At 62.7% G+C, this 24,176-nt stretch carries 27 protein-coding genes and 1 pseudogene; 15 read left to right on the top strand and 13 right to left on the bottom strand.

What is annotated here, in order from left to right:
- Nucleotides 1–91 precede the first annotated feature (91 nt).
- Complete coding sequence (gene secG / locus Q4G22_RS02935) at nt 92–577, bottom strand: preprotein translocase subunit SecG (protein WP_303384389.1); 486 nt, start codon at nt 575–577, stop codon at nt 92–94.
- A 73-nt stretch (nt 578–650) separates the two neighbouring features.
- Here secG and Q4G22_RS02930 point away from each other — a divergent pair, with 73 nt between their 5' ends.
- On the top strand, nt 651–2,087 hold the full coding sequence (locus Q4G22_RS02930) for a cobyric acid synthase (protein ID WP_303384402.1): 1,437 nt from the start codon (nt 651–653) through the stop codon (nt 2,085–2,087).
- Nucleotides 2,088–2,217: 130 nt separating this feature from the next.
- On the opposite strand, the gene cobD is transcribed toward Q4G22_RS02930, so the two are convergent.
- Nucleotides 2,218–3,183, bottom strand: coding sequence for a threonine-phosphate decarboxylase CobD (gene cobD / locus Q4G22_RS02925; protein ID WP_303384388.1), 966 nt, complete (start codon nt 3,181–3,183; stop codon nt 2,218–2,220).
- A 194-nt stretch (nt 3,184–3,377) separates the two neighbouring features.
- Here cobD and Q4G22_RS02920 point away from each other — a divergent pair, with 194 nt between their 5' ends.
- The 10 genes and pseudogenes from Q4G22_RS02920 (at nt 3,378) to Q4G22_RS02875 (ending at nt 11,644) form a co-directional block, all read left to right on the top strand.
- On the top strand, nt 3,378–3,881 hold the full coding sequence (locus Q4G22_RS02920) for a YbjN domain-containing protein (protein WP_303384387.1): 504 nt from the start codon (nt 3,378–3,380) through the stop codon (nt 3,879–3,881).
- A gap of 31 nt (nt 3,882–3,912) precedes the next feature.
- Complete coding sequence (gene proC / locus Q4G22_RS02915; protein WP_303384386.1) at nt 3,913–4,737, top strand: pyrroline-5-carboxylate reductase; 825 nt, start codon at nt 3,913–3,915, stop codon at nt 4,735–4,737.
- A complete protein-coding gene (locus Q4G22_RS02910; RefSeq protein ID WP_303384385.1) occupies nt 4,734–5,084 on the top strand; it encodes a tRNA-binding protein in 351 nt (116 codons plus the stop codon). The genes proC and Q4G22_RS02910 overlap by 4 nt, the downstream gene beginning before the upstream one ends.
- Nucleotides 5,084–6,034, top strand: a complete 951-nt coding sequence (locus Q4G22_RS02905; protein ID WP_303384384.1) for a D-glycerate dehydrogenase — start codon at nt 5,084–5,086, stop codon at nt 6,032–6,034. Before Q4G22_RS02910 ends, Q4G22_RS02905 begins: the two co-directional genes overlap by 1 nt.
- A gap of 95 nt (nt 6,035–6,129) precedes the next feature.
- The gene (locus Q4G22_RS02900; protein WP_303384383.1) at nt 6,130–6,336 is read left to right on the top strand and encodes a CsbD family protein; all 207 of its coding nucleotides are present in this window, start codon (nt 6,130–6,132) and stop codon (nt 6,334–6,336) included.
- 116 nt (nt 6,337–6,452) lie between these two features.
- Nucleotides 6,453–7,409 carry a magnesium transporter CorA family protein gene (locus Q4G22_RS02895; protein ID WP_303384382.1) on the top strand — a complete coding sequence of 319 codons (957 nt, stop codon included), beginning with the start codon at nt 6,453–6,455 and terminating at the stop codon, nt 7,407–7,409.
- A gap of 120 nt (nt 7,410–7,529) precedes the next feature.
- A pseudogene (gene ugpB, locus Q4G22_RS02890) lies at nt 7,530–8,849 on the top strand (sn-glycerol-3-phosphate ABC transporter substrate-binding protein UgpB).
- A 47-nt stretch (nt 8,850–8,896) separates the two neighbouring features.
- Nucleotides 8,897–9,775, top strand: coding sequence for a sn-glycerol-3-phosphate ABC transporter permease UgpA (ugpA, locus tag Q4G22_RS02885; protein ID WP_303384381.1), 879 nt, complete (start codon nt 8,897–8,899; stop codon nt 9,773–9,775).
- Nucleotides 9,775–10,623 (top strand): sn-glycerol-3-phosphate ABC transporter permease UgpE, encoded by an 849-nt coding sequence (gene ugpE, locus Q4G22_RS02880; protein ID WP_303384380.1) that lies wholly within the window; start codon nt 9,775–9,777, stop codon nt 10,621–10,623. The genes ugpA and ugpE overlap by 1 nt, the downstream gene beginning before the upstream one ends.
- Before the next feature lies 1 nt (nt 10,624).
- Nucleotides 10,625–11,644, top strand: a complete 1,020-nt coding sequence (locus Q4G22_RS02875) for a sn-glycerol-3-phosphate import ATP-binding protein UgpC (RefSeq protein WP_303384379.1) — start codon at nt 10,625–10,627, stop codon at nt 11,642–11,644.
- 419 nt (nt 11,645–12,063) lie between these two features.
- Here the strand turns inward: Q4G22_RS02875 and Q4G22_RS02870 are convergent, their stop codons facing one another.
- The 8 genes from Q4G22_RS02870 to purC form a co-directional block, all read right to left on the bottom strand.
- Complete coding sequence (locus tag Q4G22_RS02870) at nt 12,064–12,342, bottom strand: SH3 domain-containing protein (RefSeq protein WP_303384401.1); 279 nt, start codon at nt 12,340–12,342, stop codon at nt 12,064–12,066.
- 342 nt (nt 12,343–12,684) lie between these two features.
- Entirely contained in the window at nt 12,685–14,019 is a 1,335-nt protein-coding gene (locus Q4G22_RS02865; RefSeq protein ID WP_303384400.1) for a glutamine synthetase family protein, read from the bottom strand.
- Between the two features lies 1 nt (nt 14,020).
- Nucleotides 14,021–14,848 (bottom strand): ABC transporter permease, encoded by an 828-nt coding sequence (locus tag Q4G22_RS02860; protein WP_303384378.1) that lies wholly within the window; start codon nt 14,846–14,848, stop codon nt 14,021–14,023.
- On the bottom strand, nt 14,845–15,726 hold the full coding sequence (locus tag Q4G22_RS02855) for an ABC transporter permease (protein WP_303384377.1): 882 nt from the start codon (nt 15,724–15,726) through the stop codon (nt 14,845–14,847). Before Q4G22_RS02855 ends, Q4G22_RS02860 begins: the two co-directional genes overlap by 4 nt.
- Before the next feature lie 59 nt (nt 15,727–15,785).
- On the bottom strand, nt 15,786–16,517 hold the full coding sequence (locus tag Q4G22_RS02850; RefSeq protein ID WP_303384376.1) for a transporter substrate-binding domain-containing protein: 732 nt from the start codon (nt 16,515–16,517) through the stop codon (nt 15,786–15,788).
- A gap of 20 nt (nt 16,518–16,537) precedes the next feature.
- Nucleotides 16,538–17,326, bottom strand: coding sequence for an ABC transporter ATP-binding protein (locus tag Q4G22_RS02845; protein WP_303384399.1), 789 nt, complete (start codon nt 17,324–17,326; stop codon nt 16,538–16,540).
- A gap of 130 nt (nt 17,327–17,456) precedes the next feature.
- Complete coding sequence (purS, locus tag Q4G22_RS02840; RefSeq protein ID WP_303384375.1) at nt 17,457–17,696, bottom strand: phosphoribosylformylglycinamidine synthase subunit PurS; 240 nt, start codon at nt 17,694–17,696, stop codon at nt 17,457–17,459.
- A 14-nt stretch (nt 17,697–17,710) separates the two neighbouring features.
- Nucleotides 17,711–18,475 (bottom strand): phosphoribosylaminoimidazolesuccinocarboxamide synthase, encoded by a 765-nt coding sequence (gene purC / locus Q4G22_RS02835; RefSeq protein ID WP_303384374.1) that lies wholly within the window; start codon nt 18,473–18,475, stop codon nt 17,711–17,713.
- 139 nt (nt 18,476–18,614) lie between these two features.
- Here purC and Q4G22_RS02830 point away from each other — a divergent pair, with 139 nt between their 5' ends.
- Complete coding sequence (locus tag Q4G22_RS02830; RefSeq protein WP_303384373.1) at nt 18,615–18,932, top strand: DUF1476 domain-containing protein; 318 nt, start codon at nt 18,615–18,617, stop codon at nt 18,930–18,932.
- Between the two features lie 169 nt (nt 18,933–19,101).
- On the opposite strand, the gene Q4G22_RS02825 is transcribed toward Q4G22_RS02830, so the two are convergent.
- The 3 genes from Q4G22_RS02825 to Q4G22_RS02815 are packed head-to-tail and all read right to left on the bottom strand — an operon-like array spanning nt 19,102 to nt 21,371.
- On the bottom strand, nt 19,102–20,430 hold the full coding sequence (locus tag Q4G22_RS02825; protein WP_303384372.1) for an MATE family efflux transporter: 1,329 nt from the start codon (nt 20,428–20,430) through the stop codon (nt 19,102–19,104).
- Nucleotides 20,423–20,929: a PaaI family thioesterase gene (locus tag Q4G22_RS02820; RefSeq protein WP_303384371.1), complete on the bottom strand. Its 507-nt coding sequence runs from the start codon at nt 20,927–20,929 to the stop codon at nt 20,423–20,425. Before Q4G22_RS02820 ends, Q4G22_RS02825 begins: the two co-directional genes overlap by 8 nt.
- 1 nt (nt 20,930) lies before the next feature.
- Entirely contained in the window at nt 20,931–21,371 is a 441-nt protein-coding gene (locus Q4G22_RS02815; RefSeq protein ID WP_303384370.1) for a PaaI family thioesterase, read from the bottom strand.
- A gap of 133 nt (nt 21,372–21,504) precedes the next feature.
- On the opposite strand from Q4G22_RS02815, the gene Q4G22_RS02810 reads away from it, so the two are divergent.
- The 3 genes from Q4G22_RS02810 to Q4G22_RS02800 all read left to right on the top strand — a co-directional run bounded on the left by Q4G22_RS02810 (nt 21,505) and on the right by Q4G22_RS02800 (nt 24,168).
- Entirely contained in the window at nt 21,505–21,894 is a 390-nt protein-coding gene (locus tag Q4G22_RS02810; RefSeq protein ID WP_303384369.1) for a MerR family DNA-binding transcriptional regulator, read from the top strand.
- A 108-nt stretch (nt 21,895–22,002) separates the two neighbouring features.
- The gene (locus Q4G22_RS02805) at nt 22,003–22,392 is read left to right on the top strand and encodes a MerR family DNA-binding transcriptional regulator (protein WP_303384368.1); all 390 of its coding nucleotides are present in this window, start codon (nt 22,003–22,005) and stop codon (nt 22,390–22,392) included.
- 3 nt (nt 22,393–22,395) lie between these two features.
- Nucleotides 22,396–24,168 (top strand): acyl-CoA dehydrogenase C-terminal domain-containing protein, encoded by a 1,773-nt coding sequence (locus Q4G22_RS02800; RefSeq protein ID WP_303384367.1) that lies wholly within the window; start codon nt 22,396–22,398, stop codon nt 24,166–24,168.
- Nucleotides 24,169–24,176: the final 8 nt, after the last annotated feature.

Below are 24,176 nucleotides of genomic sequence, written 5' to 3'. Positions count from 1 at the left end.
GGGACTATGGCTATAACCGATTCGTCCCGATCCGGCAACGGACCGCAAGCCAAGGTAGGGCGGCAGATCGCCGCCCCAATGTGTGGTGGCCTTAGTTGGCCGGTGCCGGGGGCACCGCAGGCGCCGTCGCGCTGCCATCAGCCGGGGCGGGCGGCGCAACAGGCTCAACAGCCGCAGGCGCATCCACAGCCGGGGCGGCGGGCGCAACAGCCCCTTCGGGTGCAGGCGGCGTCACCGGCTGACCTGCGCCGGGTGGCGGTGCATAGGTTGGCAGTTGTGGCAGGTTGCCGCTGGTCGGCGCCGGCGCGGTCGCGCCGCCAAAGCGATCCAGCACCGATCCGGTGGACGATTCGCGCGCGGCGATCACCGTCAGCGCGATCGAGGTGCAGAACAGCGCGATCCCGAATATCCAGGTCAGCCGCGTCAGGGCGTTGGCCGCCTGACGGCCCGTCATCACGCCGCCGGTTCCGCCCCCGCCGCCCATGCCAAGGCCGCCGCCTTCGGACCGTTGCAACAGCACCACGCCGGTCAGCAGCACGGCAAGGATCAGATGAATCGTCAGGACGACGTTTTGCACGGTCAGCGGCCTTTCATTTGCGGACGTGGCTATCTACTCATCCAAAGCGATGAAAGCAAGTCTGGGGACGGTCATGGGCAATGCGGTGATGATTCAGGGAACCGGCTCGAACGTCGGCAAATCGCTGCTGGTGGCGGGCCTGTGCCGGATTGCCCGGCGGCGCGGCCTGTCCGTAGCCCCGTTCAAGCCGCAAAACATGTCGAACAACGCCGCCGTGACCTCCGACGGAGGCGAGATCGGGCGCGCGCAAGCATTGCAGGCGCGGGCGGCGGGGCTGGAGCCGTTGACCGACATGAACCCGGTGCTGCTGAAACCCGAAACCGACACCGGCGCGCAGGTGGTGGTGCAGGGCCGCGCCATCGGTCGCGCGCAGGCCCGCGACTATGCCGCGCTGAAACCGCAGCTGATGGGCGCGGTGCTGGACAGTTTCGCCCGGCTGCGGGCGGCGCATGATCTGGTCATTGTCGAAGGCGCGGGCAGCCCGGCGGAAATCAACCTGCGCCCGCGCGACATCGCCAATATGGGCTTTGCCCGTGCGGCGCATGTGCCGGTGGTGCTGGCGGGGGACATCGACCGGGGCGGGGTCATCGCGCAACTGGTCGGCACAAAGGCGGTGCTTGACCCGGATGACGCAGCGATGATCGGGGGATTCATCATTAACAAGTTCCGCGGCGACCCGGCCCTGTTCGCCGATGGCTATCAAATGATCGCCGACCGCACCGGCTGGCCCGCGATGGGCCTGATCCCCTGGCTGCCCGCCGCCGCCCGCCTGCCTGCCGAGGATGCCGCCGACATCCGCCCCTTGGCCCCCGATGGCGCGCTGCATATCGTTTGCCTCACCCTGTCACGCATCGCGAATTTCGATGACCTTGATCCGCTGGCGGCGGAACCCGGCGTCCGCCTGACCATGCTGCGCGCAGGCCAGCCCATCCCCGCCGACGCCGCGCTGGTCATCATCCCCGGCAGCAAATCGACGCGTGGAGACCTTGCCTTTCTGCGCGCCCAAGGCTGGGATGTGGACCTGATCGCCCATTACCGGCGCGGCGGCCATGTGCTGGGCCTCTGCGGCGGCTATCAGATGCTGGGGCGGATGATCCTCGACCCCCACGGCCACGACGGCCCGGCAGGCGACAGCGCGGGCCTCGGCCTGCTTAATACCAGCACCGAGATGGCTGGCGACAAGCGCCTGACCCGCGCCACCGGCACCGCGCTGAACCAACCCGTCAGCGGATATGAAATCCACATGGGCCGCACCACCGGCCCCGACTGCACACGCCCTTTTGCCTACATCCCCGAACCCGACGGCGCGATCAGCCCCGATGGCCGCGTCATGGGCACCTACCTGCACGGCGTCTTTGCCGACGACCGCTTTCGCGCGGCCTTCCTGTCCCGCTTTGGCACCACCGCCACCACCAGTTTCGATGCCGAGGTAGACGCCGCCCTTGACGCGCTGGCCGACCATCTGACCGAACACATGCAGGTAGACGCCATCCTGTCACTGGCCCGCTAGACACATCCTGCGGCTTCCTGCCTGGCCCAATACCCGGTTTTGGGCGCAGCGCCACCGCCCATACCGACACGCGCGCCCCTGAAAATACGGCGCCCTGTTTGCCCTGACATACACCTTTGGGCAGGTCAGATCACATCGCGCGGAATGCCGCCACGACGCGATCCCATTCGTCACGGTCGCCCGGAACCCCCATCCGCAGCCATTGCCGCGAATAAGGGAACACCCGCGTCCAGATCTGCGCCCGCGCCAGTTGCTGCTGCGCGGCCACGGCATCGGGGGTTTCATACAGGCGGAACAGATGCGTGCCGCCCACCACCTGCCAGCCCGCGCGCAGCGCCAGCGCGTCCAGCCGCAGCACCGCTTCGGACAGATAGACCACCGCATCATCCGCCCAAGCCCGGTCAGCCAGCGCCCTCGCCCCAATCTCCAGCGCGGGGCCGTTCACCGACCAAGGCCCCGCCGCCTCGGCCAGCGCGGCCAACCGGTCGGGCGCGGCGATGACGAAACCCAGTCGCAGGCCAGCCAGCCCCCAGAACTTGCCAAAACTGCGCAACACCGTGACATTGGGCAGATCCAGCGCCGCCACCGACAGATCGGGGCGCGGGTCGGCGAAACTTTCGTCCACCACCAGATGCCCGACCGTTTCCGCCAAGGCCGCCACCGCAACCGGCGACCATTCGCGCCCATCAGGATTGTTCGGATTGACGATCACCGCCAGATCAGCCCCCGCCATCGCATCAAACCCGGCGACCTGATCCACCGCCCAACCCGCAGCAAACAGGCTGGCACCGTGTTCGTTATAGCTGGGCCACAGCACCGCGGCACGCCCGGCCTGCCCCTGACGCGGCAGCAACTGGATCGCGGCGGATGCCCCTGCCACCGGCAGCACCCGCGCCGCATCACAGCCAAACCAGCCCGCCGCCGCCGCGATCAGCCGCTGACGCGCCGCCTCGACCGGCAGGGCCTGCCAGACCTGCGGCGGCAGATCACCGACCGGATAGGGGCAGCGGTTGATTCCCGTCGAAAGGTCGATCCAGTCCGCACCGCCGAACCGCGCCATGGCCGCATCAATATTTCCACCGTGATCGCGCTGCATTCCGTTCCCCTGCTGCCCGCCGCCTTGTGACAGGCATAACGCCACAGGTCCACCGGCACGAAAGGTTAATGAAAAATTGCTTTACACGCGTGGACTTCATCCGCAGGATAGGCAGCAAGTGTCGCGGGCCTTTTCGGCGTGACGGCACAAAAATGGGACGGGAAAACCCGCCCGCTTTGAGGCAGTGAAATATAATGGCGAAGATCCATCACTTCATCCGCGAGGATGAAACAGGTCCTGTTGACATTGCGGAATCCGTCGTCGCCTTGCGCGGCTGGACGTTCGACCGCATCGCGCATGACCAGATCACCATCGAAGTGCAGGGCCAGTGGCGCAGCTATTCGCTGACGCTGGCATGGTCGCCGCGCGATCATGTGCTGCGGCTGATCTGCACCTTTGACATGGACCCTCCGTCCAAGCGCCTGCCCGCCGTGTATGAGACGCTGAATCTGGCCAACGATCAGGTCTGGGATGGCAATTTCACCTATTGGCCGGGGCAAAAGCTGATGGTCTGGCGCTATGGTCTGGTCCTGGGGCATGATGCCCATGCGGCGCCCGAACAGATCGACGCCATTCTGGGCAGCGCCATTACCACCTGCGAACGGTTTTATCCCAGCTTTCAGTTGACCGCCTGGGGCAATGCCGAGCCTCTGGCGGCGCTGGACATCGCCATGGGTGAAGCCTACGGACGGGCGTAAGGGGCAACCCACGCCCCGGACAGGGGGAACGATGGCGCAGGATATTCTGATAAACGATCTGGCCCGGCTGAACGCGCGCGGGCTGGTGCTGGTCGGTTGTGGCCGGATGGGCGGCGCGATGCTGCGCGGCTGGCTGGAACGCGGGCTGGACGCGGGCGCGGTCACGGTGATCGACCCCAAAATCGGCGACGAATGGCAGGACAAGGGGCTGCGCCTGAACGCACCGCTGCCCGAAAACCCCGCCGTTCTGGTGATCGCGATCAAGCCGCAGATGATGGGCGATGTGCTGCCCGACCTTGCCGCTGTTCACGGCGCCACGGTTCTGTCGGTCGCCGCGGGCACCACTATCGCACAATTTGAAAAACATTTCCATGATGCTGCCATCGTCCGCGTCATGCCCAATACTCCTGCCGCTATCGGTCAGGGGATTTCGGCCATCATCGGCAACTCTGTCGCGACGGAAACCGATCTGGCGCTGGCCGAGACGCTGATGGGCGCGGTCGGGCAAGTCGTGCGGCTGGATAGCGAAAGCCAGATGGATGCCGTCACCGGCCTGTCGGGCAGCGGCCCGGCCTATGTGTTTCACCTGATCGAAGCGATGACCGCCGCTGGCGTGGCGCAGGGCCTCGCCCCTGATCTGGCGCTGAACCTTGCCCGCGCCACCGTCGCGGGCGCGGGCGCGCTGGCGATGCAGACCGGCACCGATCCGGCCATCCTGCGCGAAAACGTCACCTCGCCGGGCGGCACCACCGCCGCTGGCCTGCGCGAATTGATGGACCCGGAACGCGGCCTGCCGCCCTTGATGGCGCGCACCATCGCCGCCGCCACCGCCCGAGGAAAGGAGCTGGGCCAGTGACCGACACCATCACCCCGACCGCCAGCTATAACGATTTCAGCCGCATCGACATCCGCGTGGGCACCATCACCCGCATCGAGTCTTTCCCCGAGGCGCGCAAACCCGCGATCAAGCTTTGGATCGACCTTGGCCCTCTGGGCGAGCGTAAATCCAGCGCGCAGATCACCCGACATTACGAACCCGGCGCGCTGATCGGCAAACAGGTGCTGTGCGTGGCCAACTTTGCCCCACGCCAGATCGGGCGGTTCATGTCCGAAGTGCTGGTGCTGGGCCTGCCCGACCCTTCGGGCGAAGTGGTGCTGATCGGGCCGGATCAGACCGTCCCCAACGGCGGGAGGATGTTCTGATGCGGCTGCTTGTCACCCGCCGCCTGACGGATGCGGCCATGGATGCGATCCGCGCCCACTTTGACACCGATGTCATCGACACCGGCCCGCTGGATCAGGCCGCCGCCATCCGCGCCCTGGCCGATTATGACGCAATCCTGCCGACCCTGGGCGATCAATTCACCGCCGCAGCCTTTGCGGCCTCTCCTCCACGCTGCAAGCTGCTGGCGAATTTTGGCGTGGGTTACAACCATATCAACGTGATCGCCGCCCGCGCCGCTGGCGTCAATGTCACCAACACCCCCGGTGCCGTGACCGAGCCGACCGCCGACATTGCGATGACCCTGCTGCTGATGACCGCGCGCCGCGCGGGCGAAGGCGAACGGCTGGTCCGCGCTGGCAGGTGGACCGGCTGGACGCCGACGCAACTGCTGGGCACTCATGTGACCGGCAAGACCGTCGGCATCATCGGCATGGGCCGCATCGGCAAGGCGATCGCCGCGCGCTGCCATTTCGGCTTTGGGATGCAGGTGCTGTTCTTTAACCGCAGCCAGGTTCCCGCGCCCGGCGTTCCGGCCCGGCAGGTGGACGATCTTCACCAGATGCTGCGCGATTGCGACTTTGCAGTGCTGGCCGTGCCCGCCAGCGCGGCGACGCGGCATCTGATCGGCGTGGCGGAACTGGATGCGCTTGGCCCGCGCGGGTTCCTGATAAATGTCGCGCGCGGCGATGTGGTGGACGAAGCCGCCCTGATCGCCGCCTTGCAATCGGCCCGCATCGCAGGCGCAGGACTGGACGTTTACGAACATGAACCCACCGTCCCGCAGGCCCTGATCGCGCTGGAAAACGTCACCCTGCTGCCGCATCTGGGCACCGCCGCCGAAGACGTGCGCACCGCCATGGCTCTGCGCGCGCTGGATAACCTGGCAGCCTTTGCCCAAGGCCAGCCGCTGCCTGATCTGGTGAACTGATCTTAACCTTTGTTGCTTTGCGCCCTTTTCGGGAACCCTGCCCCACGCGGACGGGTTGTTATCCCGAACGAGCATTGAAACCGAAAGGATCAGTCATGAACTGGGACATCATTCAGGGCAAATGGAAGCAACTGAAAGGCACCGTCCGCGAAAAGTGGGGCGAGCTGACCGACGACGAATACGACCAGATCGCCGGCAACAAGGACCAGTTGGCCGGCAAGTTGCAGGAAAAATACGGCTGGACCAAGAACGAAGCCGAAAAGCAGGTCGATGATTTCTTCAAGGATCACGACAAGGGCTGATCGCCTGCATGACGATCTGACCGGGGTGCCCTTTGCGGCGCCCCTTTTTCATGCGCGGCGGCTTGACCGGGGCAATGCAGTTGCTAGTCAGATGGTATCCCGTAATGAGGTCAGCCATGCTTCATGCCTATATCCCTGACAACGGCGGCCTGCGTCCGCTGACCGGCGACGACCTGACCCCGGCATTGTGGGTCGATCTGTATCGCCCGCTGGATCGTCAAACCCGGCAGGTCGAGGAACTGGGCATCAGCGTGCCGACGCTGGCCGATATGGAAGAAATCGAAATCTCGAACCGGCTGTATCGCGAAGGTGGCGTGGAATACATGACGGCGGTGCTGCCCGGCGAACTGCCCGACGGCAGCCGTGTCGCCATGCCGGTCACCTTCATCCTGACGCCACAGCGGCTGATTACCGTGCGCCACCACGAACCGCGCCCGTTCAAGACATTCCCCGACCGCGCGGGCCGGGCGACTTTGGGTTGCTCGACCCCCGACAGGCTGTTTCTGGGGCTGATCGACGATATTGTGGCACGGCTGGCCGACATTCTGGAACATGCGGGCAAGGAACTGGAACGGACCACATCCGACGTATTCCACAACGGTGATCATGCGCGCGCCGACCGATTGCAAGGCGCGCTGGTTCAGGTCGGGCGCACCTCGGATCTGATCGCCAAGGTGCGGCTGGGGCTGCTGTCGCTGGAACGGGTGCTGGCGTTCTATATCGTCACCACGCCCGAACGCGCCGATAGCGGGCGGATCAAACCAATGGTGAAATCCTTGCAGCGCGACATTCAGGCGCTGGAGGTTCACGCCGATTTCCTGTCATCGCGCATCAGCCTGACAGCGGATGCCACATTGGGGATGATTAACCTTCAACAGAACAACGCCGTGCGAATGTTGTCGGTCGTCGCCGCGCTGTTTCTGCCGCCGACGCTGATCGCCAGCATTTACGGGATGAATTTTGAACATATGCCGGAACTGGCCAGCCGTTGGGGCTATTACATCGCACTGTTGCTGATGCTGCTGACCAGCGTCGCGACATGGCTTTTGATGCGGTGGAAGCATTGGCTGTGATCGGGCGTTGACGAGCGGCTGCCACGCCGTCACATTCCCTTCATGATTTTGTTGCGATGCTGTCATGCGCCGCCGTTAGGCCGTGCGGGTCAACGCAACTCCGACGGGGAGAAATAAAAAATGACACGCATGTTCACGGCATCAGCCATCGCGCTGATCGCTTCGCTGACCGCAGCCGAGGCGCGGACCGAAATTCAATGGTGGCACGCCATGGGGGGCGAGTTGGGCGAAAAGCTGGAAAGCATCGCCACCGCCTTTAACGAAAGTCAGGAAGACTACACCATCACCCCCGCCTACAAGGGCACTTATCCAGAAACCATGACCGCCGCGATCGCGGCGTTCCGCGCGCAGCAACAGCCCGCCATCGTGCAGGTGTTCGAGGTCGGCACCGGCACCATGATGGCCGCCGAGGGGGCCATCGTTCCGGTTTACGAGCTGATGCAAAACGCGGACGAGCCGTTCGATCCTGCCGCCTATCTGCCCGCCGTGGTCGGTTACTATACCGATACCGACGGCAATATGCTGTCGATGCCGTTTAACAGCTCGACCCCGATCCTGTATTACAACAAGGACGTATTCGAGGCTGCCGGGCTGGACCGCGAGACCCCGCCCAAGACCTGGGCCGAGGTCGAAGAATTCTCGAAAAAGATCAAGGAATCGGGCGCGGCGACCTGCGGCTTTACCACCGGCTGGGTGTCATGGATCCAGACCGAGAATTTCAGCGCATGGCACAACTAGCCCATCGGCACGCTGGAAAACGGCTTTGGCGGGCTGGACGCGCGGCTGTCGCTGAACGGGCCGGTGCAGGTCAAGCATTGGGGCAACCTCAAGCGTTGGGCCGATGAGGGCATCTTCAAATACGGCGGCCCGGTGGCTGGCAACGACGCTGCGCCAATGTTCTATTCGCAGGAATGTGCGATGTTCATGGCCAGCAGCGCCAGCCGTGCCGGTGTTATCGCCAATGCCGGCGCGTTCGAATTGGGCTATGGGATGCTGCCCTATTACGACGACGTGGAAGGCGCGCCGCAGAACACCATCATCGGCGGCGCGACGCTGTGGGTGCTGTCGGGCCGTCCCGAGGCCGAATATTCCGGCGTTGCCAAGTTCTTCACCTATCTGGCCAGCCCCGAGGTTCAGGCTCATTGGCATCAGGACACCGGCTATCTGCCGATCACGCAGGCCGCCTATGATCTGTCGCGTGAACAAGGCTATTACGACGCCAATCCCGGTTCCGAGGTCAGCATTCAGGAAATCACCCTGAACGAGCCGACCGAAAATTCCAAAGGTCTGCGTTTCGGCAATTACGTCCAGATCCGCGGCATCATCGACGAGGAATTCGAGCAGTTGATGGCCGGGTCCAAGGATGCGCAGGCTGCGCTGGATGCGGTCGTATCGCGCGGCAATGCGCAAATCGAAGAATTCCAGGCTCAGAACCAGTAACCATGTCGGCGCCCGCGACCAACGGGCGCCACCCTTAGGGACCAGCCATGAAGCGCACCGTTTTCAACAACCAGCTTTTGCCCTGGCTGCTGCTGGCCCCGCAACTTGTCATTACCTTTGTATTTTTCCTCTGGCCCGCCGCGCAGGCCGTGTTTCAAAGCTTTCTGCGGCAGGATGCGTTCGGCATCCGCACCACCTATGTCGGGCTGACGAATTACCGTGCGCTGCTGAACAGCCCGGAATATCTGAACTCTCTGCAAGTGACGGCGATCTTTGCGATTTCGGTTACGGCGCTGTCGATGATAACGGCGCTGGTCATGGCGCTGGCTGTGGACCGGATGCTGAAATCGGCGCGCATCTATACGACGCTGCTGGTCTGGCCCTATGCGGTGGCCCCGGCGGTGGCGGGCATCCTGTGGTGGTTCATCTTTAACCCCACGGTCGGCATCCTGCCCTATGTGCTGAACGGCATCGGCTACAACTGGAACCACGTCAGTTCCAAGACCGACGCGATGATTCTTGTGGTGATCGCCAGCGCGTGGAAGCAGGTCAGTTACAACTTCCTCTTCTTCGTCGCCGGGCTTCAATCCGTCCCGGCCAGCTTGCGAGAAGCCGCCGCCATCGACGGCGCAGGCCCGGTGCGGCGGTTCTTTGACATCACCTTCCCGATGCTGTCGCCAACCACATTCTTTCTGATGGTGGTGAACATCGTCTATGCGATGTTCGACACCTTCGCCGTGATCGACGCCACAACCCGAGGCGGCCCGGCGCAGGGCACCAATATCATGGTGTACAAGGTCTATTTCGACGGCTTCATCGGTCAGAACATGGGGTCCAGCGCGGCGCAATCGGTGTTCCTGATGCTGATCGTCATCACCCTGACAATCATCCAGTTCCGCTGGGTCGAAAAGAAGGTCGCTTACTGATGGTCGAAAATCGCCCCGGTCTGAATTTGCTGGCCCATCTGGTGCTGATCCTTGGCGTGGCGGCCGTCGCCCTGCCCGTCTGGATCGCTTTTGTCGCATCCACCCATACCGCGACGGCGTTTATGTCCGGCACGATCCCGATGCTGCCCGGCCCGAATCTGGCGGAAAACTATGGCCGGATGCTGGATCGCGGCATGTCCACATCCGGTACGCCGCCGGTGTCGCTGATGATGTGGAACAGCCTGATCATGGCGCTGTGCATCGCCATCGGCAAGATCATCATTTCCGTCACCTCGGCCTTTGCGATTGTCTATTTCCGCTTTCCGTTCAGGATGCTGGCCTTTTGGTGCATCTTCATCACCCTGATGCTGCCGGTCGAGGTGCGGATCGTGCCGACCTTCAAGGTTGTGGCGGACCTCGGGATGCTGAACAGCTTCGCGGGCCTGTCGATCCCGCTGATCGCCTCGGCCACCGCGACATTCCTGTTCCGGCAGGTGTTCCTGACCATCCCCGATGAACTGACAGAGGCCGCCCGCATCGACGGCGCAGGCCCGATGAAGTTCTTTCGCGACATCCTGATTCCGCTGTCGCGCACCAATATGGCGGCGCTGTTCGTGATCCTGTTCATCTATGGTTGGAACCAGTATCTGTGGCCGCTGCTGATTACGACGGATGCGAAATATTACACCATCGTCGCCGGTATCCGCCGCATGGCGGATGTGGTGGACGGGATGCCGCAATGGCATCTGGTGATGGCGACAGCGATGCTGGCGATGCTGCCGCCGGTGATCGTGGTGATCGCCATGCAAAAGCTGTTCGTCAAAGGTCTGGTCGAGACGGAGAAATAACATGGCATCCATTACCCTCACCGATCTTGGCAAGGTTTACACCGGCGGCACCCGTGCTGTGGGCGGCGTGAATATCGACATCGCCGATGGCGAAATGATCGTGCTGGTCGGCCCGTCCGGCTGCGGCAAATCCACCCTTCTGCGCATGGTCGCGGGGTTGGAAACGATCAGTGAAGGCACGGTGAAAATCGGCGACCGGGTGGTGAACAACGTCGAACCTGCCGACCGCGACATTGCCATGGTGTTTCAGAACTACGCGCTTTATCCGCATATGACGGTGCGCCAGAACCTCGCCTATGGGCTGAAAAACCGCCGCACCCCCCGCGCGGAAATCGACCGCCGCGTCGATGAGGCCGCCGCCATCCTGCAAATCGGCCCCTTCCTTGACCGCAAGCCCCGTGCCCTGTCCGGCGGCCAGCGTCAGCGCGTCGCCATGGGCCGCGCCATCGTGCGCGAACCAGCGGCCTTTCTGTTTGATGAGCCGCTGTCGAACCTTGACGCCAAGCTGCGGGTGCAGATGCGGCTGGAAATCCGCGAATTGCAACGCCGCTTGCGCACGACCAGCCTTTACGTCACCCACGACCAGCTAGAGGCAATGACGCTGGCCGACCGTCTGGTGGTGCTGAACGGCGGACGCGTGGAGCAGATCGGCACGCCGATCGAGGTGTATCGCCGCCCCGCGTCCGCCTTTGTCGCCGGTTTCATCGGCAGTCCGGCGATGAACCTGATCCCCGCCCGCGCCGTGCCGCATCTGCCGGGCAGCGCTCATGCGGGTCTGATCGGCATCCGCCCCGAAGATCTGACCCCCGCCACTGATGGCCAGATCGAAATGACCATCAGCGCCATCGAGGAACTGGGCGCGCAGCGTCTGGTCCATGGCCGGGTGAACGGCGAATTGCTGACCGTCACCCTGCCCCCCGGCGCGCCGCTGCCCGAAACGCTGCGCCTGACGACACCGCCCAAGGCCCTGCATCTGTTCGACGCCACAACGGGTCAGCGCATTGGCCAGAACCTGCCCTGAACCGGGCGCTGGCAAAGATAATCATTGGATCACCCCGCGCAGAGACCACCAGAACTTTGGCTTCGTCACTACATTCACCGTGCCCGTTATGATCCGCCTCCGCCGTGGACAGGGCGCCGCTACGCAGGATGAGCTTGTCGGCTTGCTTAACTCTGAGCCAGTCCTGAACTGTGGGTGCGGCGGCAATTTCCGTCGCGCATATGAAAGCGGCGCTTTGCGGGGGCGGCATGGCCATCACCTGCAACCCATTGCCCGTGCAGGCCGCGGCCTTTGCGCCGTGCCCGGCAAGCTGCACGATGACTGGCATCGTCAGCCTTGGCGTGGCGATGTTCCGGCGTATTTGACCAACATATCGCGAAAGGCCACGCGACAAGGGCCCGGCCCTGCGGGGTCAGTAATACGCCGAAGAAAGGATTCCGTCAGCGATGCGCCAGATAGTCCGCCGAAACAAAGCCCGAGACAGTGGGCCTGTCGGCAAGCACGACCCGACACCAGACCTTGCCATCATTCGTCACACAGTTCTGCCGAACAAGACGTGTTCCGTCAGGCAGGCCAACGATGATCTTGTAGTCAAGACCAGGCCCTTCGCGTAGCTTCAACAAATCGTCTGGCCCGGCCCCCTGGACCACCGCACCAGAGCCGACCGCACATCCGGTGGCGATCATGAGGGCGAAAAAAGCAGCAAAATGAGGTCGCATCATCTGTCCTGAATCGTTTTGCCATCACTACGACACTCTCACGCCAAATGACAGCTTACAGGTGGCCGGATATAACGGTAGGTGCGCCCCGTCAGGGCATCCCCGCCCCCACACAGTTTGCACAGGAACGGGCCAGCCATCGCGCAAATGCGACCAAAGTTTCGGTCAAAGACCGGCGCGAAAGCTGGGGGCAGCCAGCAGCAGAGCTTGCATCACCACACAAAGCCGGGCCGTATCAAGGCCCGATCAGATCGCCGATGCGCCCTTGCCAGCACCACCTGCCAGCGACAATGTTACACGCCGTTTCCCCTTCAAACTTATCTGCCAAGCCAGAGGCCGGGATCACACCGTATCCAGATACAGTTCCACCGTTTCTTCGTCTGACAGTTCGGCCATATAGTGCAGTTCCTGACGCTTGGTCATGACAAAGTTGTCGATCAGATGCGCCGAAAAGATGCGGCGTATCTCGGGGCAATCGGCAAAGGCATCAATCGCGGCACCCCATGTTTCCGGCAATTGGTCCATCTGCTTGTCATAGGCGTTGCCGCGAAAGGCGGGGGGCGGCTCGGTCTTGTCCTCAAGCCCGTTCAGGGCGGCGCCCAGAACCGCGGCGATGGTCAGATAGGGATTCACGTCACCGCCCGCCACGCGATGTTCGATCCGCCGCGCCTTGGGACCAGACGACGGAATGCGGATCGCGCCGGTGCGGTTTTCATAGGCCCAGCCGATGCCGGTAGGCGCATGGGCGTTCGGCACCAGCCGGTCATAGCTGTTTTCATGCGGCGCAAACAGCAGCGTCGATCCGGGCATGGCGCGCAGACAACCGGCAACGGCATGGCGCAACTCGACCGTGCCCTCGTCACCGCCGTTGTCAAAGATATTGCGCCCGTCCTTGGTCAGAATCGAAAAATGCATATGCATCCCGTTGCCGGACCACATTTCGTATGGTTTAGCCATGAAACTGCCGGCAAAGCCGTATTGCCGTGCGATGCCCTTGACCAGCATCTTGAACAGCCAGGCATCATCGGCGGCCTTCAGCGCGTCGGCCTGATGCATCAGGTTGATTTCGAACTGCCCCGGCCCGGCCTCGGAAATGGCGGTATCGGCGGGAATATCCATCGATTCGCAGGCGTCATAGAGCGTGGTGAAGAACTGATCAAAGGCATCCAGCGCCTTGAGCGACAGCACTTCACCCCCGGTGCGCCGCTTGCCGGAACGCGGGCTGGGGGGCACGCGCAGCTGACGACCGGAATCGTCGATCAGATAAAACTCCAGTTCCGTCGCCACCACCGGCACCAAACCAGCGGCGTCATAGCGTTCCACCACGCGGGCCAGCGCCTGACGCGGATCGCCTTCATACGGACGGCCATCGGGGTGGAACATCCACAAGGGCAACAACGCGGTCGGCGCATCCAGCCACGGCATCGGCAGAAAGCCGCGTTCCGTCGGCAACAGCACGCCATCGGGGTCGCCCGACTGGAACACCAGCGGGCTGTCCTCGATGTCCTCGCCCCAGATGTCGAGGTTCAGGACCGAATAGGGAAATTTCGTTCCCTCGTCCTGCACCTTGCCGGCAAAGCGTGCCGGAACCCGTTTGCCACGCGCCACGCCGTTCAGGTCGGCGGCGGCGATGCGGATGGTGCGCACCTCGGGGTGATCCCTCAGCCAGTCCATGATCTTACCTTATCAGTTGCGGGCGGTATCTGATCCGCCGTGCTGCCCCCGGCAGATGCCGGTTCAGGCGCCGGTTCATCATACCAAACAGCCCGATCAGCACCAGTGTCAGCAAAATAAAATATGCCGCCACAATCGGATAGGCGACAAAGGGGTTAAACGTTCGCTCCGCGAAATAGCGGGCGTAATACAGCGCATCGCCCTGCTGCTGAAACGCCGGAAAGCCGGAAAAGAACACCAGCGTGGTGGCATGGAACAGAAAGATCGCCTCGTTCGTATAAGACGGCCATGCCAGCCGCATCATCGTGGGCCACAGCACGCGGCGGAATTTCGTCCAGCCGGACATGCCGTAGGCATCCGCCGCCTCGATGTCGCCTTTGGGCACCGACATCAGCGCGCCGTGGAAAATCTGCGCGGAATAGGCGGTGGTGTTCAGGATCAGCACGATCAGCGCCCCGGCCCATGCCTTGGTCATCCAACTGGTCTGAACGGTGATCCCGAACAGATCAATTCCGGCGCGAGGCAACAGAACCAGCGCCTCATAGGCCAGAAAGAACTGGATGAATAGCGGGCTGCCACGGAACAGAAAGATAAAGCCCTCGGCCGGGGCACGCAGCCACGGGCTGGTGCTGGCCTTGGCCAAGGCGATGACATTGGCCAGAAAAAAGCCGGTCAGCAGCGCGAAAAAGGCGAAATAGACGTTCCAGATCAGCCCCGACCCGATCAGCACGACCTGCTGACACAGATCAATGTCAGCGCGGGGCAACAACCGTTCGCCCATACCGATGGACCGCAGGGCATAATCGGTGATGGTCTGGGTGCAACTGCTCATGCCGCGGCCCCCTTGCGCATCGCTTCGCCCGCCATCGTGGCCTGCCCGGTGGACAGGCGGCGGTTCAGGCTGGTGATGACCCGCTCTGACACCCAGGTCATCAGCAGATAGAACACCAGAATCGCCAGAAAATAATACAGCCGCCAGTCGGGGTGCGGATAGGCAAAGGCGCTGGTTTTCACCCCGCCCAGATCACGCGCCCAATATACAATGTCCTCGACCCCCAGCAGGAACAGCAAGGGCGTGGCCTTGATGAGAATCATCCACAGGTTCGACAGGCCGGGGATGGCATAGGTCCACATCTGCGGCACCAGAATGCGGCGCGTGACCTGCCGCTGGCTCATGCCATAAGCTTCGGCGGTTTCCAGTTGCGCGCGCGGCACCGCCTGCATCGCACCATACAGCACATTCGCCGCAAACGCGCCGAACACGACCGAAAAGGCGATCACCGCCAGCAGCAGACCATACGCCTGGTGCACCCAATCGGGCGCGGTGGACAGCGGCACCTTGGCGGCGGCGCAGACCAGAAATTCATTGCCCTGCCGCACCGGGATCGACGGATCACAGTAAAACCGGCTTTTCACATATTCGATGCCCTGATCCAGCGCGATCGGCACGAACAGAAAGAACACGATGTCAGGAACACCCCGCACCATCGAGGTATAGATCCGCCCGAGCCAGCGCAGCGGCGCAAAGCCGGACCGGCTGGCCATCGCGCCGCCAAACCCGAACAGCAGGGCCACCGGCGCTGTCACCGCCAGCAGCAACAGCACCGTGCCAAAGCTGGCATAGAACAGCATATGCTTGCCGGATGTCAGATAGCACGACAGCCAGACCAGACCTTCCAGCGATTTGGGATCGGCGCAATATTGAAACATCTGTCCCCACGAGGCCCGCCCGGATCATGCCGGGCGGGCGCCATCAGTCCCGCAAGGGGTTATTCAAAGGTTTCGGCTTCCTCGCCGAACCATTTGGTAATCATCGTGTTCAGCGTGCCATCGGCCTTCATCGTTTCGATGGCGGCGTCGAACTTCGCCTTCAGCTCCGTGTCGGTTTTGCGCATCCCGATGGCGATGCCTTTGCCCACGACGACGGTTTCGCCTTCTTCGATCCAGACCAGTTGCCCGCCGGATTCGTTCACGAAGGGTGCCAGAAAGTCCTTGTCGGCGAACACGGCATCCGCTTCGCCATTGCGGACGGCGGCGATGGTTTCATCACCCGTGGCATATTCCAGCAGCGTCGCACCGCTTTCGGCGACATAGCCCGCCTGAATGGTGTTGGTCTGCGCCGCAACGATCCCGCCCATATCCGCATCCGCACTCAGCGCGGCATAGGCGGACGGGGGCGGCGGAGTATAGGGTTCGGAAAAGGCGATAACCTGTTCGCGTTCGTCCGAAATGTTCATGCCGGCCATGATCGTATCGTAATTGCCCGACACCAGATTCGGAATGATCGAATCCCAGTCATTACGCACCCAGGTGCAGTTCAGTTCGGCGCGCTTGCACAGCTCGTTGCCCAGTTCGACCTCGAACCCGTCCACCTGCCCGGCATCATTGACGAAGTTATAGGGGGGATAGGCGCCCTCGGTGCCCATACGAACCACATCCTGCGCCATCGCCCCCCCGGCGGTCAGCGCCAGTGCGGCGGCTGCAAACATCAGTTTTTTCATTTTTCACTCTCCTGTTGGGATCAGGCCACCATGGTGGCGCTGAGAAACTGGCGCAGCCGTTCTGATTGCGGTGCGCCGAAAAGCTGGCCGGGCGGGCCTTGTTCCTCGATCAGCCCCTGATGCAGAAACACGACGTGATCGGACACATCGGCGGCCAGCCGCATGTCATGGGTGACAAGGATCATGGTGCGGTGTTCGGCGGCCAGATCCTTGATGACCTTGACCACCTCTTGCTGCAACTCGGGGTCCAGCGCAGAGGTCGGTTCATCCAGCAGCAGCGCGTCGGGCTGCATACACAGCGCGCGGGCGATGGCGGCACGCTGTTGCTGACCGCCCGAAAGCTGCGCGGGCCAGGCGTCACATTTATCGCCGATGCCGACCTTGGCCAGCAAGGCGCGGGCGCGGGGTTCGACCTCGGCCCTGGACTGGCCAAGCACGGTGCAGGGCGCCTCCATCACATTTTGCAGGATGGTCATATGTGACCACAGGTTGAACTGCTGAAACACCATCGACAGATTGGTGCGCAGCCGCGTGACCTGCGCGCGATCGGCGGGCAGACGATCCATGCCATGACCACGCCAGCGCACCGCCTCGCCCTTGAACAGAATCTCGCCCTGCTGGCTGTTTTCCAGCAGATTGCAGCACCGCAGCAGGGTCGATTTGCCCGAACCGGACGACCCGATCAGGCTGATAACCTGCCCACGCCGGGCAATCAGGGAAACCCCCTTGATAACCTCAAGCGGACCATAGGATTTATGCAGCTCCCGGATTTCAATGACCGGAGAATCGGAAAGGGCGTCAGTATTCATATCCATCGTGTCGCCATGTGGCGGCATTTGGATTTTGATTGCAACGGTTTCCTGACGGTGCCTTGGCGACATTTTCAGCAATTGCCGCCAGCTCGGGCATGGCTGCCGCCCCGAATGACAGAACAGGCAGTCAGAGAATCTCGACCCGGTAACGCTCGATCACCGTGTTCGCCAGCAAGCTTTCGCACATGCGGGCCACTTCGGTTTCGGCGGCTGCCGGATCAGTGCCAGTCAGATCCAGTTCAATGACCTTGCCCTGCCGCACGCTGGCGACACCCTGATGGCCCAGACCGGCCAGAGCGTGGCGGATCGCCTCGCCCTGCGGGTCAAGAACGCCGTCTTTCAGCATGATGGTCACGCGGGCTTTCATCGCGGGGCGTCCTTTCAGTTAATCAGCGTCGGTTTGGTCAGACCCGCGCCATTCGCCGGCATCAGGCCCAGACGGCGCGCGACCTCGGTATAGGCGTCGGTCAGATTGCCCAAGTCACGCCGGAACACGTCCTTGTCCAGCTTTTCGTTGGTCTTGACGTCCCAAAGGCGGCAGGAATCGGGGCTGATCTCGTCGGCGACGATCAGGCGCATGAAATCACCGTCCCAGATGCGCCCGACCTCGATCTTGAAGTCGATCAGCTTGATGCCGACGCCATAGAACACGCCCGACAGGAAATCGTTGACCCGCAGCGCCAGCGACACGATGTCATCCAGATCCTGTTGCCCCGCCCAGCCAAAGGCGATGATATATTCTTCCGACACGAAGGGATCGCCCAGCTCGTCGTTCTTGAAGCTGTATTCGACGATGGGCCGGGGCAGCGGCGTGCCTTCCTCGATCCCCAGCCGTTTCGCAATCGACCCGGCGGCGAAATTGCGCACGATCACCTCAAGCGGAACGATCTCGACCTGACGGATCAGTTGTTCGCGCATATTGATGCGGCGGATAAAGTGGTTAGGGATGCCGATATTGGTCAACCCCTGCATGAAATATTCCGACAAGCGGTTGTTCAGCACTCCCTTGCCCTCGATCACGGCCTTTTTCTGGGCATTGAAGGCGGTGGCATCATCTTTGAAATACTGCACAAGGGTGCCGGGTTCCGGGCCTTCATACAGAATTTTCGCCTTGCCTTCGTAGATTTTCTTGCGCCGAGGTGCCATTGGCCGCCCGTCCTTTCGACCGTGCTGTTCCTGCGGCTTATCGCAGATGCGGCGAAAGGGGGCAATACGGGGTTGCGGCACCGTCCACGCGCGGGCATATCTGCCTCGACCGAGTGCAATTTTGCCGGAGGGGAGGCACATGACCACTTTCGACGACCGCGAACGCGCCTATGAGGCCAAATTCGCCCATGACGCCAATCTGCGTTTTAAGGCAGAGGCACGCCGCAACCGCCTGCTGGGGGAATGGGCCGCAGAATTGTTGGGCAAAACCGGCGACGAGGTGCAAACTTATGCCATGACCATCGTCAGTTCCGACATCGAGGAAGCGGGCGACGAAGACGTGTATCGCAAGCTTGCCGCCGATCTGGAAGGCAAGGCGGATGAGCGCACGATCCGCACCCAAATGCAGGATTTCATGCAAACCGCCCGCCAGCAGGTGGGGCAGGACGTGGACTGACCAACCACCCGACCCGGCCGACAGGACCGCACAACCCTTGGGCAAAGGCCCATCGGACCATCCCGTAGCGCTCTGGTTTTGGGGGGTATTGGGGTAAACAAGAAGCGTGTTTTTTGCCCCAATACGCACCCTTGGGCGCGACCCCGGTCAGGCAGGCCAGGGCTGATGTTTACAGGTTGACCCGCATACCGGATGCCGCTGCCTCGGCGCGGGGATAGTATCGTGCCATGGTCAGCGCCCGCGTCAGGTTCAGCACCATCAGCGCCGCCCACAATCCGTGATGACCAAAGACGGCGGGCAGCAGGATCAGCGCCAGCGCATAGACCGCCACCGATTGCACCATCGCTGCCCGCATCTCACGCGTCAGGGTAGCGCCGATAAAGATGCCGTCCAGCATCCAACTGCCCACACCGATCAGCGGTGCAATCGCCAGCCATGGCAGAAAAGCCCGCGCCGACTGGCGCACATCGGGCGCAGTGGTCAGCAGGTCGATGGTCCACGGCCCGGCCAGCAGAAACACCCCGCTCAGCATCAGCGCGCCGCCCGCGCCCCATTGCGCCGTTATCACCGATGCGCGGCGCACCCGCCCCGGCTGCCGCGCCCCGACCGCCTGCCCGACAAGACTTTCCGCAGCAAAGGCAAAGCCGTCCAGCGCATAGGCGGTGATGGCCAGGAATTGCAACAGAACCTGATTGGTGGCCAGCGCAAGCTCGCCCTGCCCGGCGGACAGAAACATGAAGCTGGTAAAGCTGATCTGCAACAGAACCGACCGAATCATGATATTGCCGTTCACCTGCATCAGCCGCGCCATGTGGCTGGCCGCGAACAGCCCGCGCGACACGACCCCGCGCAGCATCGGGCGCGCCAGCCACAGCCCCAACAGCAGCCCCGACCATTCGGCGATCAGCGTCGCCGCCGCCACCCCGCCAACGCCATAGCCCAGCCCCAACACGAACCACAGGTCCAGCACGACGTTCAGCCCGTTTTGCAGCAGTTGCAGCCCCAGAACGGCACGGGTGCGCTCTACCGCGATCAGCCAGCCGGTGATCGCATACAGTGCAATGGTCGCGGGGGCGCCCCAGATGCGGATTGCCAGATAGTCGCGCGCCAGCACCTCGACTTCGGGCGAGGCCGGGGCGATACGGAAGACGGCCCAGAACAGAGGCATCTGCAACAGGATAAAGGCCAGCCCCGCGCCCAGCCCGATGGCCAGCGCGCGGGCCAGATGCGCGCCGGTTTCCGCAGCCGCGCCCGCACCATGGCTTTGTGCGATCAGGCCGGTGGTGCCCATCCGCAGAAAGCCGAAGACCCAGTAAAACGTCGTCAGGATGACCGCGCCCAGCCCCACCGCTCCGATAGGGGCCGCCTGCCCCAACTGGCCGATCACGCCGGTATCGACCAGCCCCAGCAGCGGCACGGTGGCGTTGGACACAACGATGGGCAGCGCGATGGCCAGCACCCGCCGATGGGTCAGCGGTGGCCCCGCGATTTCAGCCACTCTGCCGCATCAGGAAGTGCCCCGTCGCCTGTGCAAACAGGCGCGAGCGGTTGTCCTGCCACGCCTCGACGTGAACGCTGGCATAGCGCCGCCCCGAGCGCACCACCCGCGCCCGTGCAAAGGCATCGCGCGGCAGGCCCGATCGCAGGTAGTCCACGGTAAAATCAATGGTCTTGGGTAGGCGCGGCAGGCTGTCGGGCACGGTAGCATCAGGGGCGATCCGGCCCGATTCCATGTCTTCCCACATCGCCGTCCACGCCAGTTCGATGATCGCCGTCACCTCAAGAAAGGCCGCAGTCACGCCGCCGTGGATGGCGGGCAGCAGCGGATTTCCGATCAGCTTTTCGTCAAAGGGCAACACGGCGGTCAGTTCATCCCCGCGGCGGTCGAAACGGATGCCCAGCCAGTTCGCATAGGGCACCCCGCCAACCAGCCCGGCCAGCGCGGCATCCCGGCGGGATTTAATCTGCGCCAAAGGCTCGTTACGATCTGTCGTCATCTTACTGCCCCACGGTAAAGGCCCCCGAGGCCGAGGCGACGGGGTTTTCGGTATCGTCATCCATCGCAAAGGCGCGGACAAAGGCGACGCTGCGGGTCATGTGGTAACATTCGGCCCGCGCCACAATCCGCTGCCCCGGCACCGCCGGGCGCATATAGTCGATGCGCAGGTCGATGGTCGCGGTTGACGCAGGATGGCTGGGATGGGTCATCACCGCCGCCCCGCAACAGGTATCCATCAGCGTCGAAACGACGCCACCATGAATCACCCCCGTGCGCGGATCGCCCACCAGATGTTCGGCCCAGGGCATCGAAATGACGGCGCGCCCCTGCCCCAGATCATCGATGCGGATGTCCAGCGCCCGTGCATGGGGAATAGATTCGAAAAACTCTCGGGCAAGGCGCGCCCGTGCGTTTTGGTCCGGTCCTGCTGGGGTCGTCATTGCCACCTCATCATTACTTTGATGAATTATCTCTGCCCGCCCGACAATCTCAACCCCGTTTCCCGACGGGATTGGTTGAGGTTGATCCGGTGTCGCGCTAGAATTGGCGCGGACATATGCACGGAATGCACAAATGCCGGACAGCGACCTCATCACGTTCAAGGATATGTGCGCACGGTTCGACGTGACTCCGCGAACACTGCGCTATTACGAATATATTGAACTGCTGAACCCGAAAAAGGTCGGCCGGTCGCGGTTTTACGGCCCGCGAGAGGTGGCGCGCATGACCTTGATCCTGCGCGGCCGCAAATTCGGCTTTTCGCTGGAAGACATCCGCCAGTGGCTGGACATCTATCAGGCCAAAGGATCGAAACAGCAGTTCGCGCATTTTCTGACGCTGGCCGACAACCAGCTTGGGGTGATCGACCAGCAGATCGCCGATCTGCAATCCGCCCGCGCCGATCTGGTTGCGCTGCGCGAAGAAACCCGCGAATTGCTGGCACAGGCGACAGCGGGGGCCTGAGGCGGATCAAGGCCGGGCGTGACGTTGCGTTTTTCTTTACGTGAACGTCAACTTGCCGCAATCTGACTGCAAAGACCCGACACAGATCGGGAAGGGGAGACCGCCGTCATGACAGAGGAACTGATGACGATCCGTCAGATGTGCGATGTGTTCAACGTGACGCCGCGCACGTTGCGTTTTTACGAATCGCGCGAACTGATTTTCCCGGAACGCCGGGGACAGCATCGCCTGTATGACCGCCGCGATCGCGCGCGGCTGACCCTGATCCTGCGCGGCAAACGGTTCGGCTTTTCGCTGGAACAGATCGCGCAACTGCTGGCGCTGTATGAACCCGGCGCCAACCAGGCCCAGATCGCGGCAACGATCCCGGTCGCCCGCCAGCGGCTGGACGACATGCAGCAGCAATATATCGAACTGGAAAGCGCCATCGCAGATCTGAAGGCGCAGATCGCCGAAGCCGAATCACAATTGGCAGTCATGCCCAAGACAACAGGATAACCCATGCCGATCTATCACGCCCCCACCCGCGACATGCAATTCATCCTGCACGATGTGCTGAACGTGTCGCAGGCCGCCCTGCCCGGCTATGACGATCTTGCCCCCGATTTTACCGAAGCCGTTCTGGATGCCGCCGGCAAGCTGGCGCAAGAGGTGCTGACGCCGCTGAACGTGGTTGGCGACAGTCAGGGCTGCGTTCTGGAAAACGGTGTGGTGCGCACGCCTGATGGCTTTGACGCCGCGTTTCAGGCGATGAAGGATGGCGGCTGGACGGCGCTGGATTGCGACCCCGAATATGGTGGCCAGGGGATGCCCTATATCATGGGGCTGGCCACGGGCGAGATCTTCGTATCGGCCAATATGGCCTTTAACATGTATCAGGGCCTGACCCACGGCGCCTATTCCGCCATCCACACCCACGGCACGCCCGAACAAAAGGCGATGTATCTGCCGAAAATGGTGTCCTGCGACTGGACCGGCACCATGAACCTGACCGAGCCGCATTGCGGCACCGATCTGGGTCTGCTGCGCACCAAGGCAGAGCCGCAAGACGACGGCAGCTATCTGATTACCGGGCAGAAGATCTTTATTTCTGCCGGCGATCACGATCTGGCGGAAAACGTCATCCATCTGGTTCTGGCCAAGGCACCCGGCGGTGGCGAAGGCACCAAGGGTATCAGCCTGTTCATCGTGCCCAAGTTTCTGGTGAACGAAGACGGCAGCCTTGGCGACCGCAACGGCGTCAGTGTCGGCAATATCGAACACAAGATGGGCATCCACGGCAATTCGACCTGCGTGATGAACTATGACGCGGCGCGCGGCTGGCTGCTGGGCGATCTGCACAAGGGGATGCGCGCCATGTTCACCATGATGAACGAAGCGCGTCTGGGTGTCGGCCTGCAAGGCTATGCCGTCGCCGTGGCCGCCTATCAGAACGCCGTTGAATACGCCAAAGATCGCCTGCAAGGGCGCGCGGTGACGGGGGCTGAAAACCCGTCCGGTCCGGCTGATCCGCTGATCGTGCACCCCGACATCCGCCGCAGCCTGATGGATCAGAAATCCTTCCTTGAAGGCGCACGGATGTTGGCCTTCTGGGCGGCGCATCTGATTGACAAGGCGCATAGTGGCGATGCGGATGCCGATGGTCTGGTTGGCCTGCTGACCCCGGTCATCAAGGGTTTCCTGACCGACAAGGGCTTTGATACCGCCGTTCTGGCGCAGCAGGTTTACGGCGGCCACGGTTATATCGAAGAACACGGGATGAGCCAGTTCGTCCGCGACGCCCGTATTACGATGATTTACGAAGGTGCGAATGGCGTGCAGGCGCTGGATCTGGTGGGGCGCAAGCTGGCCACTGATGGCGGCAAACATGTCTTGGCGTTCTTTGAAATGGTCAAAGCCTTCTGCAAGGAAAACGGCGATGGGCCGCTGGCGGCCGATTTCATCGAACCGCTGAAGGCCGCATCCAAGGACCTGCAAGCCGCCACGATGTTCTTTATGCAGAACGGGATGAAGAACCCGAACGCGGCACTGTCCGGGTCGTATGACTTCATGCACTTGTTCGGCCACACGGCGCTTGGCCTGATGTGGGCGCGCATGGCGGTGGCGGCGCAGGCGGCACTGGACGCGGGCACCGGGGACGCCGATTTCATGAACACCAAGCTGGCGACCGGGCGTTACTATATGGCGCGGCAATTGCCGATGACCCGCACCCTGCTGGCGCGGATCGAAAGCGGTGCTGATCCGGTCATGGCGCTGAGCGCCGACCAGTTCTGAGACCCGCC

It is taken from the genome of Paracoccus sp. (in: a-proteobacteria) (assembly GCF_030538655.1).
Taxonomy (GTDB): domain Bacteria; phylum Pseudomonadota; class Alphaproteobacteria; order Rhodobacterales; family Rhodobacteraceae; genus Paracoccus.
The sequence above is the reverse complement of the archived record's forward strand: the minus strand, read 5'-3'. Positions and strand labels throughout refer to the sequence as shown.